Genomic DNA, 16,043 nt, shown 5'->3' on the forward strand with positions numbered 1-16,043 from the left:
ATTCCCCATTACCAATTCCCCATCTAATCAATATTAATTTGATTGGGAGGTTTAGGTTGATTCTCTTGCTCATCCTTCAAAGTTTTACGCCCAGAACTAGCATACTCCTTGTACATTTCCACAAACATCTTGGTTAACTGTTGCAAAGAAAGTTGTTCGCCATTAACTTGAGCTTTCATATAAGCTTTAAGCACTTCAATGTAAGCCAAACCTAGAGCAAGCGTGAGAGTTGCTGCGGTTGCACCGGAGATAGCACCGCCGACAACAGTACCCGCACCAGGAATCATTTTAATCAAATTAGTAACAATACTTCTGCCGACAGCAGTAACCCCGCCAGCGCCGCTAATAGCAGACAGCATCGCGGAAATAAACCCCTTATCAAAGGGCATTCCAAAAATTACAGTAATATTAGCAATCATGGCTGTTTGCATCGTCATCAAAATCGGCGCATCAGCAAACGGTACAGGAGTCGCCCCGACAATAGCCGAACCGGCTACATAAGCACTTAGATACTTAAATGCCATATCGGATTTGAGCGCAATATTAGCAATTTGTTCTTTAACAAAAGCTTTTTTAGCTACTTCCGGCAGCAGTTGAAAAGTTGCATCTACCAACTTATCTAAACCGTGAGATTTTACTGTATAATCCTCATCTATTTCTTCCGGTTCAGCCATGACCGGGATGATTTGACTGACTGGCAAATTCATGTGTTCCAGTTGCTTGAAAAACTCGCCCGGCTTTTTAGATGTCGTCTGAGTCAGCACTAAAAGAACTGGTACATCTTTGACTTCCATTTCTTTTAGCCAGCTTTCCTCCACAGATTCTATTCTATTGGCGCTGTGATTGATGCAGTACCAGATGACGTGAATGTGTTCTTTTGGGTGCAGGAGTCTTTGGTCTTCAATCAGTTTAGCAACGTTTAATTGAATAACTTTAATTTGTTCGGCGTTGAGTTCGAGTCCGGGAGTATCGTAGACTGTAATTGGGCAATTCGGTTTTGTATATTGGCGGATGCCTTGAGTTATGGGGCGGCCGACTCCGGTTTCTGCTAAGCGTTGGCGAAAAACGGAATTGATCAGGGTACTTTTGCCAACACCAGTTTTGCCGATGACTAAAACATTGCACTGTCCCACTTGGTCTTCTGCGTCTTTGAAGGCGTAATAACTTCTATTTAAAAGCTCGTCTAAGGAAAAGTCGTCTGACATGGTGGTTTGCTCCGATAAGGGTGGGATATTAATTAAATACCACCGAATAGAATTCCGATGCTATACAAACGAAGTCCGCGAAGGCGGACTGGCGGAGTATTAAGAATATTGTAGCAATTTGATTTCAAAACTGGTGAAACCGTTGTTTGTAGTAAGGACTTTAGTCCTTTCTTATCAAGCTAGACTACAACGCATCAAGTTGCCACTGGGAAGTTATGGCACTTTTGCAAGAAGTCTGCTGTTACTATTATGACCGATCGCCCTTGCCGATCGCACTTTGACCGACACTGCTGAAATTATACTGTAACGCCGTCAGGCCGAGCAACGTAGGCTGACTTGCTTCTAATAGCGACAGCTTTTAACCTATCGGTTCTCGGCATTACGGGTATTTCCGGCGATCGACTTATGCAAATAAATCAGTTCCTCGGCTCATTTTTACAGAACAGCACGCAGAGGGAACCTTACAATAGCGACATTCCCAATCGCTAGGCTTTGGGTTGGGAGGTTGAGAATTACAAAGCATGGCAATTAACTGCTGCAAACGCTGTCTAAATTGCTCATTAACATACCACTTGGGAATATCTAAAATGCCATATCGATAAACTAAGCGCCCGTGCGGAATGTGACCTTTAAACATATTTTTGGTTTCGGGGGCAAAGGGCAACATTGACATATAGAGAAGCACTTGCATTTTATGTGAATCTTTGCGCTTGCCTGTTTTGATATCTTCGACAACAGCCCAATCATCTTTGATAGCAATGATATCTGGTCTGCCAGCAACGCAGATATCAAACATTTGACCTTTATATTTGAATGAATTTTGATTTTCAACATATACGGTGAAACCTTCATTTTGCAGTTGTACTGCTCGTTGAATCAGCTTTTCTTCATGTTCTGAGGGGTCATAGGTACTCGGTTGTTTTTCAAATTGATAGTGAGTTCGTTGCCATAATGCGTGTAGACAATCTTTCTCGGTTGCTAAAAGTTCGGCAATCCCAGTTACAGTGGCGTAGGGATGGAATCTTTTTTGCGCTTGTGTTGGCATATTTTTTAGAGGTGTGTTTGGGATGTCTTTACGATGACACTCACTCCCAAATGATGTCTAGTTAATTTCAGAGAATTGTTGGTGATAACAAATGAGGATTTTGAGTGATAAAATAATTTAAAATAATGTCAAATTATTTTAAATAATGACTTGCGCTAAGGAGTTGCCGGCTAGATACAAGCTTGCTAGGATAAGCTGATAAGGCTGAGTTATGGAAGTGGATGTATGAATCTTAAGCAAAATTTTCAGAACCAAATCGCGGAAGAGCTATTCCCTGGAAACATGACTGAGGATAAGGCTTGTTTTCTTCGGCGATTCGCCCCGGATAATCACCCGGATAACAGAGAAAGCACTAATAAAGAAATTGCTAAACTAATGAAAAACGATTTAGCAGTTTATTGTGAAGAAAAAATAAATCAAACTCTTCGGAAAGTGATTGAGGCAGTTCATAAAGCCTACGAAGAAGAGATGAAAGCGGACGGCGTTAATACTGAGGCGTTGTTAAATCTTAAAGCAGGGGGGACACTTAAAGGAAAAGAGGAGGAAGAGAGTCACAAAAAATTTAGTCCCTGGAAAGAAGTTTATAAGTGGCTGTGGAATCATAAATACCTGCGGTGGGTTGATATTAATGGTTGGGAGATTTTAAAGAAACAAGCTAAAACGGCTCCCGATTGGATACAGTTTTTAACTGAGCAGGAAATGGCGTCAGTGGGAGTTGGTACTAGAGCACTTAAGCCGCTATCGCCTCGGTCTTCTGCACGAAAAATTGACCCCACAATTCCAATTAATCAGCCTTTGTCGATGAGGGTAGATTTGGCATATCCTAACTATCAAATGCTTTTGTTGTATCGCAGTGCTGAGACGAAATATGTACTCTGTCCATCTTTGGGATATGCACCTAATGGTGTGAATAAACCACCGATGACGCTGCCTCAAAAGGATTCTGTGGCAGATGATAATAAGGAAATGTTTACTTTTGAGGAACTAGGAAAGGAAGAATTTTTAGCAATTTCAGTGGAGAATTATTTAAATTTAGATTGGTTGATTCCCCGTGAAGAGGAAGCTTTGCCGGAATGGAATGCTGAACGGCTTAAAGAGTTATTTGAACAATTGGAAAAACAAGATAATTGGCAAGTGTTTTATCAAAGCTTTGAGGTGGTGGAAAAATAGCCGTAAGTCATTTCGTCAAGCATCCCGTCAGGGATTTTAATCCCTCCCTAATAGCTAAAGTCGGTTTTAACCGACTGCAAAACAATCGAATTAGTCCTATGCAAGAGGACTCGCAGCTCTGAGACAGGGGTTTTAACCCCTGGCGGATGGGAAGTTTAGAGAGAGGGAATCATGTTTGAGGTTGGGTTTCTCTCCTACTCAATACTTTGAATTAGTTTAATGTTATTTCTCAGCCATTCATTGACCAAAACTTGAACCTCAATCTTTTTATGATCAGCAATTTTAGTCACAAATTCCTCGACATCGGGATCGAGATAAATGGGATAATGAAACGTAGCATCAGGATGGTAAAACTTGCCTTGTTGTGTTTGGGAAAAGTCATACTCTGATTTCATAATTGCCTCTCTTGATAAGCTTGGGTTTCAGTGAGATTAGCTTTACGGGCTGAAATAATCCGAATTATACAGGAGGTGCGATCGGTTTGTTCAAAGGTATGGATAACAACCCTTAAAACTCCTGTTTCATCTAAGCCTAGGGTAATCTATCTATATTCATATTAACTGTGTTCTTCATCATAGATTGTTAATTGAGAAAGAGCGCGAAAAACTGTTGATTCCAAACTTAAACTTAATGTGTGCGAATATTTTGCTTTTCTTTTGCTGGATTCTAACCCAAGTTATAATCCAAGGCAATTTGTCAGGGAAAATTAAGTACAATTTTATCCTAACCTAAATTATAAATTTATGAATTTATGTAATTGTGTAATAGTTTATAGTTAAAGAAGCGCGGTTTTTGCTCTGTCAGATAGCAGCCCAAATAGCCCAAAAAATTACATACTAGGAAAAAAAAATGGACGAAAACTGCCTCACTGTCTATGAGCAACTAATTCAAGGATTAATCAAAAGTCCTACCAATAAAAAAGCCCAAATATTAAATGCTAATCTGGCACTTATTAACCCTAAACTCTTGGTAGTAGCTATCAAGATTCATCAACAATATGCCGATGATGGTAACGAAAATATCGCTAAATATTTAGCCCGCTTCTCCCTAAAGCTTGCTGAATTACTTGGCAGTCATAAGCAGATAATAAAATTGAGAAAAGTAACAGCCGATATTTTGTTCAAGTGGGGAATTCAGCAATATTACAGTAGCCATTTTCTTGTTGCTTTTCAGTGCTGGCAACAGTGCCTTATTATTTATCAAGCTATTGACGAGCGACAAGGGGAATGCAATTCTCTGGGAAACTTAGGCATCGCTTACTACTCTCTGGGAGATTACGAAGCAGCGATTGCTTGTCAACAAAAGTCTTTAGCTATTTGTCGGGAAATCAAAGATCAGTACGGGAAAGCTACTTCACTGGGCAATTTAGGGATCACTTACAAATCTCTAGGGCAGTATGAACGAGCGCTCACCTACCATAAAAAGCAATTAGCTATTTGTCAAAAAATCAAGGAATGTCGAGGAAAAGCATCTGCACTGGGAAGTTTAGGTAACATTTACTCCTCTTTGGGAGAGTATAAACGAGCGCTCACCTACCATAAAAAGCAATTAGCTATTTATCAGAAAATCAACGACTATCGAGGGCAAGGCAATTCTCTGGGAAATTTAGGCAACGTTTACTACTTTCTGAGAGAGTCCGAACTAGCAATCAACTTCCACGAACAGTCTTTAGCTATTAAACGGGATATTAAAGACCGCCAAGGGGAAGCGAATTCTCTGGGAAATTTAGGCAATATTTACGACTCTCTGGGAGAAAGCGAACAAGCGATCAACCTGCACAAACAGTCTTTAGCCATTCAACGGGAAATCAAAAACTGGGAAGGGGAAGCCGCTTCCCTCAACAATATTGGCAATGCTTACCAGCAATTGCAACAAACAGAGAAAGCTATTGATAACTATCGAGAATGCCTCAAAAAAATTGCCGCCCCTGAAACTATACCACCTCTATGCTTTAAAGCAGGTCGCAACCTCGGTGATATAGGCTTTACCCAAGGCGACTGGCAACTCGCCTTAGAAGGATACGAACCCGCCATAAAAGCAGTCGAACAACTCCGCAAAGGCTCCACCACCGACAAACGCCGCCAAGAAATCATTAAAGAAGCCATCTCCGTTTACGCCAACGCCGTCCAATGCTACATCAACCTCAAACAATACGATAAAGCCGTCGAAACGGCAGACGGTTCCCAATCGCGCCACCTCGCCGACTTATTCGCCAGCAAAGACCTCTACCCCCAAGGCGAAATTCCCCCCGAAGTCGAAGCATACTATCGCCTGCAACAACAAAGCGATCGCTTGCGTATTTCTGAAAATGACGGTACAAAAGCGATCGCAGCCACTCGCCAACCAACCCCCAACGGCGACGCTATCATCGAAAAAATTAAAGAATTAGAAGCAGAAAAACAGCAAGCTTGGCTAAAAATTCGCAGCAAAGACCAAGTTTTGGCGGCTCAATTGCAACCAGCCCCCCTCAGTTTCGACCAGATGCAAGCCTTAATTCCCGATGCCGAAACCGCCATCCTCAATTTTTACACCACTGATGAGCATACCCACATTTTCATCTTGCGCCAAAATCAATCAACCCAACTCCACACCTGCGAAGGTCAAGGATATGAATCCTTGCAAAATTGGCTATTGAACAACTGGTTAAGGCCTTATGTCGAAAACAAAACCGCATGGAAAAATCAAATGGGTGAATTTCTCCCAGAACTCGCTAACCGCCTGCAAATTAATCAACTAATTTCCCAAAATCTCAACGGCATCAAAGAACTGATTATCATCCCTCACCTGTACCTGCATCAAATCCCCTTTGCTGCCTTACCTTTAAACAAGATTCCCATTCCCCACAGCAATACAGCCTCCGACAGAACACGCGGCTTAAAACCTCTCAGCAAACCCATCATCACCCCGGCCAAAACCTCGCCCCAAAAACAACCCGAATACCTCAGCGATAAATTCCGCCTCCGCATTGTTCCCAGTTGCCAAATTCTCAACTTTTGCCACCAGCGAGGCAACCTCAAACCTGCCACAATGGGAATTGTGGAAAATGCCACAGGCGACCTCGTTTTCACTGGCTACGAGTGCGAAACCCTGGCAACCATGCACCAAATTGATAAAAATTCCCGCCTCGAATATCAGGAAGCGACGATCGGCAACTATCAAAATTTACTCAACCAAGTGCAAGTCCTTCATTCCAGCCATCACGCCAGTGCCGATCTGAATAATTCCCTAGAATCAAAACTGCATTTATTTGATGGCGATATCAACCTCGGTCGTGTTTTTACCTGGAGATTTACCGACTTAGCCGAAGTGTTCCTCTCCTGCTGCGAAACCAATTTAACCTTTACCCAAATTACCGACGATCCGCTCTCGATAGCTAGCGGTTTCCTCTGTGCGGGTGCGCGAAATGTGGTCAGTACCTTGTGGGCTGTGGATGATTTAGCAACCGCTTTATTTTGCATTTTATACTATCAGGAAAAGCAGGATAATAGCCGATCGCAAGCGCTGCGAAAAGCACAATTTAAGCTACGCACGTTGACAGGTGATGAGTTATCTAGTAAATATAAACCCCTGTTAGAGGACTATTTTGAGCAACAAAAAGGAGAAAAACAAGCAGAAATTGTCAAAAATGTGCGATTGCGTTTAGACTGGCTTTGTCGGCAAGAATTGCCGTTTGTCAGTCCCTATAATTGGGCGGGGTTTGTGTCGCAGGGTTTGGCGTAGGAGAAACAGAGGTCAAGAAAATCATCTTTTCGCCCAAAAAAAAGCGCCTGAGTTCCCCCAGACGCATACCATAAAATCAACAAATTGTCAACTCTAACCTAACCATTCAAAGCCTCAGCACCGCCGCAAACTTCCAGGATTTCCTGAGTAATTGCCGCTTGCCGCGCCTTGTTATAAGTTAGCGTCAAACTACCGATCAAATCGCTAGCATTCTCACTAGCATTGTTCATCGCCGTCATCCGCGCAGCCAACTCGCTAGCAGCAGACTCTTGCAAAGCCCGCAGCAATTGGTTGTTCAAATACAAGGGCAAAAGAGCCTCCAGAATTTGCGCCGGATCTTGCTCGAAAATCATGTCCCTGGGCAAACTCTTCGTAGGTGAAGCAACCTTCTCCCGCGATACTTGAAACTGTCCGCCTTGCGATGTCAAGCGGAAGATTTCATCATCAGGAGTTTCCAAACCTTGGGGGTCGAGGGGCAGCAAGGTTTGAATTACCGGACGCGAACTAATTAGTGACACAAACTTGGTGTAAATTAGCTCAACTCTGTCCACAGTTCCTGACAGGAACAAAGAAAGCAATTCGTCAGCAATTTGTGCCGCTTCCGGTGCTGTGGGAATTTGTTCTAAGTTAGCGTAAGTAGCATCGATCGGCTGTTCGCGGCGCTGGAAATACTGAGTAGCTTTGCGTCCTACCAACACGTATTTGTAGTCTAAGCCTTCAGCTTTGATTTCCTTAGCGCGATTTTCGGCGTATCTGATGATGTTGCTATTGTAGCCGCCGCACAAACCCCGATCGCCCGAAACTACCAACAGTCCCACCGATCGCACTTCGCGTTTTTTCAGCAGCGGCAAATCCAGGTTTTCAAACTGCAAGCGTTCCGCCAAACCGTACAATACCTCTGCCAGTCGATCGGCAAAAGGCCGAGTAGCAGTCACCTGTTCTTGAGCGCGGCGCACCTTTGCAGCGGCCACCAAACGCATCGCTTCTGTAATCTTTTTAGTGTTCTTGACCGACTTAATGCGATCGCGAATAGTTTTCAGATTTGCCATAACTTTCTCCTTACATCCTTGCCCGCATCTTCTTAATTAAAACCGCAGATTAACGCAGAGTAACGCAGATTAACTTCAGATTATCTACGTTAATCCGCGTTCATCTGCGGTTCAAAATTCCTACTTGTCTACTACGCAGAAACTAGAAAACTTTGCTTGTATTCAGTGATGCCTTCTTTCAGCAGCTTTTCAGCTTCATCAGTCAAAGCTTTTCCGCCTTGAACAATTTCGCCGTACTTCGGCTTGCTAGTCCGCAAATAGTCGCGCAAACCAACAGTAAACTTGCTGACTTTTTCCACAGGAATGTCATCCATATAGCCGTTAATACCGGCATAGATTACAGCCACTTGTTCGTTCATCGGCAGAGGCGAACTTTGGGGCTGTTTCAACAGTTCCCGCAAGCGCTGACCGCGCGACAATTGATTCTGAGTAGCTTTATCCAAGTCTGAAGCAAACTGAGAAAATGCTGCCAGTTCTTCAAACTGTGCCAATTCCAATTTCACCTTACCGGCTACTTTTTTCATCGCCTTAGTTTGAGCTGCCGAACCTACCCGCGATACCGAAATACCGGGGTTTACTGCCGGACGCAAACCAGCGTTAAACAAGTCAGAAGAAAGGAAGATTTGACCGTCGGTAATCGAAATTACGTTCGTCGGAATGTAAGCAGAAACGTCACCAGCTTGGGTTTCGATAATCGGCAAAGCTGTCATGCTGCCTTCGCCCAAATCGTCGCTCAATTTAGCAGCGCGTTCTAGCAAGCGAGAGTGCAGGTAAAATACGTCTCCGGGATAAGCTTCGCGACCGGGAGGACGGCGCAGCAACAGAGACATTTGGCGGTAAGCTTGTGCTTGTTTGGAAAGGTCATCGTAAATGACCAAAGTGTGCTTGCCTTTGTACATGAAATACTCGGCTAAGCTAGCACCTGTGTAGGGAGCCAAGTATTGCAGGGTTGCGGGGTCGCTAGCGTTGGCTGCTACTACGATAGTGTAGTCCATCGCGCCCTTTTCTTGCAGGACGTTGACGATGTTAGCTACTGTAGAAGCTTTTTGGCCGATCGCCACGTAAACGCAGATCACGTTTTCCGATTTTTGGTTAATAATCGTGTCGATCGCGATCGCAGTTTTACCGGTTTGTCTGTCACCGATAATCAGTTCCCGCTGTCCTCTTCCCACCGGAATCATCGCATCAATAGCGGTAATTCCTGTTTGCATGGGTTCGTAAACAGAACGGCGAGAAACAATCCCCGGTGCCGGAGATTCAATCAAGCGAGATTCAGTAGTTTTAATTTCTCCTTTGCCGTCAATCGGACGGGCCAAAGCATCAACTACCCGTCCCAACATTGCTTCACCCACGGGGACTTCAGCAATTCTGCCTGTAGCAGTAACTGCCGAACCTTCTTGAATGCCGAGGCCTTGGCCCATCAACACTGCACCGACGTTATCTTGTTCGAGGTTCAGTGCAATGCCCACAGTGCCGTCGGCAAATTCTAGCAATTCCCCAGACATGGCTTTATCCAAGCCATAAATCCGAGCAATGCCGTCGCCTACTTGCAGAACAGTACCGACGTTAGAGACTTTTACGTCTTGGTCGTACTGCTCAATTTGCTGGCGAATAATGCTGCTAATTTCGTCAGGTCTGATTGCTGCCATGTTAGTTATTATTTGTCAGTTGTCAGTTGTTAGTTGTCTGTCGATGTTTTCCGCAAGAAAGAATAGGGATTTGGTAGTAAGAATTTGGGACTAACAACTCAAAAACAGAAATTAATTTATTCCTGCTTCCTGTTTGATTCTTCCTTCTTCCTTTTTCCTGCTTCCTTCTTCCTTCCTCCTGCTTCCTTAAATCAGGAATTCAAGCGAATTCCCAGACGGCGCAATTGTCCCCGCAGGCTGGCATCAATTACTTGAGAGCCTACTTTGATTACCACACCGCCGATTAAATCTGCGTCTATTTTGGTTTCAATTTCTACTTGACTAGCGCTGGTCATCGCCTGCACTTTCTCTCGAACAGTCTGCTGTTGAGCGTCTGAAAGCGGGACTGCCGATGTAACTTCAGCCAATACTGTTTGGTTGAGTTCTCGGAGCCTTGCCAAGTATTGTTTGCCAATTCCTTCTAAAAAAAGAATTCTTCCTTTGTCTACTAATAGCTTCAGAAAGCTGTGCATCAATGGGCTCATTTCTTCACCCGCTATTTGCTGAATCACAGCTTTTTTAGCATCCGGTTTTACCAGCGGATTGGCTAAAAATTGACGCAAGTCTTCCGAACCTTCTAGCAGGCTCAGTAAGGAACGAATGTCTTCGCCGAACTTCTCTGAGAGATTGTTGGACTGAGCCAGTGACATCAAGGCAGATGCGTAAGGCTGTAAGACTTCTGTGCTGACTGTACTCACGTTTTAGTCTCCCACTAACGCAATGCTGCGATCGATTAATTGGTGTTGAGCGCTGTCGTCCAAGCTAGTTTTTAGCTGGCTTTCCACCTTTGCTAATGCCAGAGATACAACCGCCGATCGCAGTTGGGCGATCGCTCTTTCCCGCTCCGCTTCCAACTCTTGACCTGCTGTTGCTCTCATTCTTTCAACGTCCTGCGCTGCCTGAGCTAGAATTGCTTCTTTTGCTTTCTTGGCAGTTTCTTCAGCCGCGGCCCGAATTCGTTCCGCTTCTGCTTGCGCTTGAGTCAATTTTTGCTGTTGCTCTGCTAGAGCTGCTGCTGCATCTTTTTGGCGTTTTTCTGCTTCTTGAATCGCCTCTTGGATGCCCGAACGCCTCTCAGTCAGGATTTTACCTACAAATCCGCGCCCGAAATAAAACAGCACTGCAATAATAATGACCAGGTTAATCAGGTTGGTTTCTAAAATATCGAAATTTAAACCGAAACCACCTTCGCCGCTAGCTTCTGTGGCTAGCAATAAAACAGTCCCCATGATACTCTTCCATAATTGCGCGTGCAGATTGGGTGAAGCGATTTTAGATTTGAGATTCCATCAAAAATCTAAAACTCTTCGGTCTCGCTATTTGGCCAGCGACTGCCCTAATAGCTTTTCGAGAATTTGGCCGCTGAGCGCGTCTACTTGTTGTTCTAGTGAGCGCATTGCTTCTTGCTTTTGCTGCTCTATTTCTTGCCCAGCCTTTTCTCGCGCGACTTGAGCTTCTTGTTGAGCCTCAGCTACTTTGGCTGCCCCAATTTTTTGGGCATCAGCTTGAGCAGCAGCAATTACTGATTGAGACTGTTTGCGAGTTTCTCCCAGTTTTTGCTCGTACTGCTGCGCTAGTTGCTGAGCTTTTGCCAAGCGTTCTTGGGCGGAGACTTGAGTGTTGCGAATGTAATCGGCGCGCTCGTCAATTGACTTGCTGAGCGGCTTGTAAAAAATTACATTCAAGACTGCGACTAGAATTAAAAACTGCACCGCCATCAGAGGCAGCGTAGCATCTATATCAAACAGTCCCCCTTCCTTAGCCGCTTCTTCAACTGCTAGTAATACTGTCCAGTGCATCATGATTTTTTGACGGCTTCCATCTAATTCGCTTAATCGATTTTAGATTTGAGATTTTGGATTAGAATCGCCAAAACCTCAAATCTAAAATTTTCAATTATTATGCGAAGGGGTTGGCAAACAGCAGCACTAGGGCTACGACCAAACCGTAAATTGTGAGCGCTTCCATGAACGCCAAACTCAACAGCAAGGTGCCGCGAATTTTACCTTCTGCTTCCGGCTGACGGGCAATCCCTTCTACAGCCTGACCTGCTGCATTACCTTGACCGATGCCAGGGCCGATTGCAGCTAAACCTACTGCCAAAGCGGCGGCAATTACGGAAGCGGCAGCAACTGTTGGGTTCATGATGATTTTCCTTATCTAAAGTACAAAATTGAGAACAGAAAGTCTACAGAATTGTCCGATGTGACGGGAGAAAGTTTGAGTTCAGAAATTTTCTTTTTCCTCCTTCATTCTTCGCCGTTTATCGTTAGTTAATCGTGGTGTTCTTCGCCGTGACCGCCTTCTAGAGCTTCACCTATGTAGGCTGCGGCTAAGGTTGCAAAAATCAAAGCTTGAATTGCACTGGTAAATAGTCCCAGAACCATTACTGGCAGAGGAACAAATAAAGGCACTAGCAACACTAGCACTCCGACCACCAATTCGTCCGCAAGAATGTTGCCAAACAAACGGAAACTTAGGGACAGAGGCTTAGTGAAATCTTCTATGATTTTGAACGGCAACATGAAAGGCACCGGTTCAACATAGTGGGCGAAATACCCCAAGCCGCTTTTGCTGAGACCTGCATAAAAATATGCTAGAGAAGTCAGCAGTGCAAATGCTACCGTCGTATTGATGTCAGCGGTAGGAGCTCCCAATTCGCCTGATGGCAGCTTAATAAGCTTCCAAGGAATTAGAGCGCCAGACCAGTTTGACACAAAGATGAACAGAAATAATGTACCAATAAACGGTACCCAAGGGCGATATTCTTTTTCCCCAATTTGGTTTTTAGCCAAGTCCCGAATAAATTCCAGCGCATACTCCATAAAATTTTGCATTCCGCTGGGAATTCGCTGGATTTTGCTGGTTCCTAAAATCGAAACTACGACTAAAACAGCAATTACAAACCACGAGGTTAGAAAAACCTGTCCATGAACTTTCAGATTGCCGAGTTGCCAGTACAACTGCTGGCCAACTTCCAATTTGGCGAGGGGGAAACGATTAAAGGTGTTTAGAACGTCAAGCATTGCCATTCAACGGGCTTCCCCATACAAATCGATGAGTTGAGTTTTGCTCGAATTGCCTGACTTACCTGTAGTCTAGTGCTAATGCACTTCGGATCACGTAAACCAACAGCGCAGCTTTGTAAGTCAGAAATCCCAAAAATATCGGTAAAATCTGTAGCTGATTCCACTGTGTTCCTACTATCATCACCGCTAAAAACACACCGAGCCTTGTCTTGCTGATGCGCTGATTTTGGCTGCCGATTCGTTCAACGTCTCTAGCCAACATCTTTAAGTAAACCACACCTGTGCTCGCCCCAAGCAAATAATTCAGGGCAATATTGAGCGAGTAAAAAATCCAAACGGAGATAAAAATAATCGCCGTAAAAGCAAGGGTGTACACCAACAACTCTTGTTGGAGGCGATAAAAGTCTTGCATGGGATTGCTAGTCTCGGACAAGGCTGTCGAGACTGTTGAGACTGTGCCAGCTTGAGGAATATCCTCGTTTGCTGCTGCGGGTTCGGTGGGTGTGTTTTGCGTGTTCACGAAGCTCAGAAACTAATGCAGGTAGCAGGCGAGTGCTTTGCAAACTCACAAAAATCATACCACGCTGCGGTAACAATACTTAAAATAAAATTAATCATATTTTCGGAATTTGGTGTCTGGCGCTTCGGAAACCTCAACCCGTTAAATGTCCGATAGACCTCACCCTACCTCTCGTACCGCCATACCGCACTTTTTTACACATTATTGTCCTCTATCTCACTAAGTGAGGCTAGCTTGGTGAGATACGGACAGAGGACGATCGGGCGAATCGATGAAGTTACTCTCTCTTCTATGACTCTGTGCCGTGTGCGCCCTCGAAGAGTCAATTAAAATTTGCTGTCATTGAATAACCTTAAACTCTTGAAGCGCCGGGATGAAATTTTTATTCTCGTGGCTCGATCGACTAAGCTTAATCAAAGCAAATCGCTGTAGAGGCTGCAAACTCGCCCACTGGGCCAAAGAAATTGTCACGCCGAGCTCTTGCGCTTTTGCAGAAACCGACTCCGGTACAGTTGCAGCATCCATCCACGGGGGATTTTCATCAACAACCAAATCAGTTCCCGGTTTGCCTGTCTGTTGAATTAATATTTGATTTAGTTTTTCTCGATAATCGATAATTTCTGCTTTTGTCAAGCAAGGTAACTCTACAAGACGTTGACGTTCTGCTTGGTTAAAATGATTCCAATCCTGCAACTTCAATTTAATGCCACAAGTATCTAACTTGAGACGTACCTGCATCGGAATGCAGCGCAAAGCTTCCACAAAATCAGCTTCAAATTCAAAAAACATAAATTTAGCAATTTTAGATTTTAGATTTTAGATTTACTCTACAGCCGGGAGCTGGGGGCTTGTATCCATTTTTGGATGATATTAATTGTATTTTAGATTATAGATTTTAGACTAGAGATTTACTCTACAGCCGATAATTGCAGAAAATTGAGTCAGCATTTATAATTAAATAATATTACAAACTATTGACATGGATACCGTAGACTACCTTCGGATTAGCTTGATAGACCGCTGCAACTTCCGCTGTCTCTACTGTATGCCGGAAGGTAGCGAGTTGGACTATGTATTGCAGCAGCAGTTGTTAACTCACTCGGAATTGCTAACTCTGCTGCGGGAAGTTTTTATACCCGTGGGATTTACTAAGTTTCGGTTGACGGGTGGGGAACCGCTGCTGCGGCCTGGGGTGGTGGAATTGGTGAGGTCGATCGCATCTTTGCCGGAAACGCGAGATTTGTCAATGACAACTAATGGCTTTTTGCTGGCGGGAATGGCCGAAAATCTCTACAATGCTGGTTTGCGCCGGATTAATATTAGTTTGGATTCCTTGGAACCAGAGACTTTTGATAAAATAATTGGCAGTCGGGGACGATCGCGGTGGACGCAGGTTTGGGAGGGAATTCAAGCGGCTTATCAAGCTGGATTCGACCCGCTTAAACTGAATGTTGTGGTAATTCCCGGTGTGAATGACAGCGAAATATTGGATTTAGCGGCGTTAACAATTAACCGGAATTGGCACGTTCGTTTTATTGAGTTTATGCCGATCGGGAATGGGGATTTATTTGGCGATAAAGGTTGGCTAGCATCTGCCGAATTGCGGCAACAAATTAGCGAGAAATACGGGTTAGCCGAGTCGGGAATTAGCGGAAATGGGCCGGCGGATGTGTTTCAAATTCCGGGGGCGAAGGGCACTTTAGGATTTATCAGCCAAATGTCCGAGTGTTTTTGCGATCGCTGCAACCGGATGCGTTTGTCTGCTGACGGGTGGCTGCGGCCTTGTCTGCTGAACGAAACTGGTCAAATTGACTTAAAAACTGCTTTGCGTGGTGGGACTCCTACAAGCGAATTGCGCGATCGAGTGCGGCACATATTAGAGATTAAACCGGAGATTAATTTCAAGCAGCGAGATTCGGGAACTACTCAAGGAAATTACAGCCGCACAATGTCTCAAATTGGCGGCTAATTATCTATTATCAGGGATAAGTCAGTGTGGATTCGCCCTCACGTTGCGCGCAAGAATATCGATTAGAAGCTGGCCTTGGCTGTCCTAGGTCGCAGGAATTCGATATTCAACTCTAGTTTCTCTCCTAGCCACAAAGAATGTTTCGTATGGTCGGCCACATCGTCGCCTGTTTCAGGGTGAATGAGAATATTGAGTCCCTCACGATTCAGCATTAACCAGGGAACGACTTTGCCAAACTGGTCTGGTAAAAATGCAACTTGATACATCGCTTGGGGGTGGGGGCCAATGGGTTTGTCATGCCAACGCCCAAGCTGCACCTTAAACTGACTCAATCCTTCTCGTACACGCGCTGCGGCATCGCGATTATCAGCGTCGAAGTAAATATGTGCATGAAAACCAACGATTGTGATAGTGTCTTCTTTCATCATTTTCAGTAAATTATTCAGCCAATATCAACAACTTTTATTAGCTTAACTTGCTGGAGATTTTATTCCATCCTGTAAACTCCTTAACTTAATAGCTCCTCAGTCTTTGCTCCTTTGGTTCCATGCTACGACAATACCAGTATACTCCAATACGGTTCAGTTAAGAGCTATGCAGTGCTTAAAACAATAAATACAGGAGGATTCATTATTATTCCAGTACCTC

16 protein-coding genes are annotated in these 16,043 nt (G+C 44.2%); 3 read left to right on the forward strand and 13 right to left on the reverse strand.

What is annotated here, in order from left to right; translation table 11 throughout:
* Positions 1-23 precede the first annotated feature (23 nt).
* Both QUA57_RS05330 and QUA57_RS05335 read right to left on the reverse strand, forming a co-directional pair.
* On the reverse strand, positions 24-1,205 hold the full coding sequence (locus QUA57_RS05330) for a GTPase (RefSeq protein ID WP_333059903.1): 1,182 nt from the start codon (positions 1,203-1,205) through the stop codon (positions 24-26).
* A gap of 403 nt (positions 1,206-1,608) precedes the next feature.
* A complete protein-coding gene (locus QUA57_RS05335) occupies positions 1,609-2,250 on the reverse strand; it encodes a PD-(D/E)XK nuclease family protein (RefSeq protein WP_333059905.1) in 642 nt (213 codons plus the stop codon).
* Positions 2,251-2,625: 375 nt separating this feature from the next.
* Here QUA57_RS05335 and QUA57_RS05340 point away from each other — a divergent pair, with 375 nt between their 5' ends.
* Positions 2,626-3,420 carry a hypothetical protein gene (locus QUA57_RS05340; RefSeq protein WP_333059907.1) on the forward strand — a complete coding sequence of 265 codons (795 nt, stop codon included), beginning with the start codon at positions 2,626-2,628 and terminating at the stop codon, positions 3,418-3,420.
* 194 nt (positions 3,421-3,614) lie between these two features.
* Here QUA57_RS05340 and QUA57_RS05345 read toward each other — a convergent pair whose 3' ends face one another.
* Positions 3,615-3,815: a hypothetical protein gene (locus QUA57_RS05345; RefSeq protein WP_333059908.1), complete on the reverse strand. Its 201-nt coding sequence runs from the start codon at positions 3,813-3,815 to the stop codon at positions 3,615-3,617.
* Between the two features lie 454 nt (positions 3,816-4,269).
* Between QUA57_RS05345 and QUA57_RS05350 the strand changes: the two genes are divergently transcribed.
* Positions 4,270-7,140, forward strand: a complete 2,871-nt coding sequence (locus tag QUA57_RS05350; RefSeq protein WP_333059909.1) for a CHAT domain-containing tetratricopeptide repeat protein — start codon at positions 4,270-4,272, stop codon at positions 7,138-7,140.
* Positions 7,141-7,238: 98 nt separating this feature from the next.
* Here the strand turns inward: QUA57_RS05350 and QUA57_RS05355 are convergent, their stop codons facing one another.
* From QUA57_RS05355 to QUA57_RS05395, 9 genes are all read right to left on the reverse strand, one after another.
* Positions 7,239-8,189 (reverse strand): F0F1 ATP synthase subunit gamma, encoded by a 951-nt coding sequence (locus QUA57_RS05355; RefSeq protein WP_006631110.1) that lies wholly within the window; start codon positions 8,187-8,189, stop codon positions 7,239-7,241.
* A gap of 131 nt (positions 8,190-8,320) precedes the next feature.
* Positions 8,321-9,838, reverse strand: a complete 1,518-nt coding sequence (gene atpA, locus QUA57_RS05360; protein WP_333037344.1) for a F0F1 ATP synthase subunit alpha — start codon at positions 9,836-9,838, stop codon at positions 8,321-8,323.
* A gap of 191 nt (positions 9,839-10,029) precedes the next feature.
* Entirely contained in the window at positions 10,030-10,575 is a 546-nt protein-coding gene (gene atpH / locus QUA57_RS05365; protein WP_333037345.1) for an ATP synthase F1 subunit delta, read from the reverse strand.
* A 3-nt stretch (positions 10,576-10,578) separates the two neighbouring features.
* Positions 10,579-11,106 carry a F0F1 ATP synthase subunit B gene (locus QUA57_RS05370; RefSeq protein ID WP_333059910.1) on the reverse strand — a complete coding sequence of 176 codons (528 nt, stop codon included), beginning with the start codon at positions 11,104-11,106 and terminating at the stop codon, positions 10,579-10,581.
* A gap of 87 nt (positions 11,107-11,193) precedes the next feature.
* Positions 11,194-11,679, reverse strand: a complete 486-nt coding sequence (locus QUA57_RS05375) for a F0F1 ATP synthase subunit B' (RefSeq protein ID WP_190657388.1) — start codon at positions 11,677-11,679, stop codon at positions 11,194-11,196.
* Positions 11,680-11,776: 97 nt separating this feature from the next.
* Positions 11,777-12,022 carry an ATP synthase F0 subunit C gene (gene atpE / locus QUA57_RS05380; protein ID WP_006631105.1) on the reverse strand — a complete coding sequence of 82 codons (246 nt, stop codon included), beginning with the start codon at positions 12,020-12,022 and terminating at the stop codon, positions 11,777-11,779.
* 128 nt (positions 12,023-12,150) lie between these two features.
* Entirely contained in the window at positions 12,151-12,909 is a 759-nt protein-coding gene (gene atpB, locus QUA57_RS05385; RefSeq protein WP_242717111.1) for a F0F1 ATP synthase subunit A, read from the reverse strand.
* Between the two features lie 55 nt (positions 12,910-12,964).
* Complete coding sequence (locus QUA57_RS05390; RefSeq protein WP_333059911.1) at positions 12,965-13,426, reverse strand: ATP synthase subunit I; 462 nt, start codon at positions 13,424-13,426, stop codon at positions 12,965-12,967.
* Positions 13,427-13,765: 339 nt separating this feature from the next.
* Positions 13,766-14,215: a nitrate reductase associated protein gene (locus QUA57_RS05395; RefSeq protein WP_333059912.1), complete on the reverse strand. Its 450-nt coding sequence runs from the start codon at positions 14,213-14,215 to the stop codon at positions 13,766-13,768.
* Positions 14,216-14,405: 190 nt separating this feature from the next.
* On the opposite strand from QUA57_RS05395, the gene moaA reads away from it, so the two are divergent.
* Positions 14,406-15,395, forward strand: a complete 990-nt coding sequence (gene moaA, locus QUA57_RS05400; protein ID WP_333059913.1) for a GTP 3',8-cyclase MoaA — start codon at positions 14,406-14,408, stop codon at positions 15,393-15,395.
* Between the two features lie 62 nt (positions 15,396-15,457).
* On the opposite strand, the gene QUA57_RS05405 is transcribed toward moaA, so the two are convergent.
* On the reverse strand, positions 15,458-15,823 hold the full coding sequence (locus QUA57_RS05405; RefSeq protein WP_333059914.1) for a DOPA 4,5-dioxygenase family protein: 366 nt from the start codon (positions 15,821-15,823) through the stop codon (positions 15,458-15,460).
* Positions 15,824-16,043: the final 220 nt, after the last annotated feature.

This window comes from Microcoleus sp. Pol7_B2, from assembly GCF_036701035.1.
Lineage (GTDB): Bacteria > Cyanobacteriota > Cyanobacteriia > Cyanobacteriales > Microcoleaceae > Microcoleus.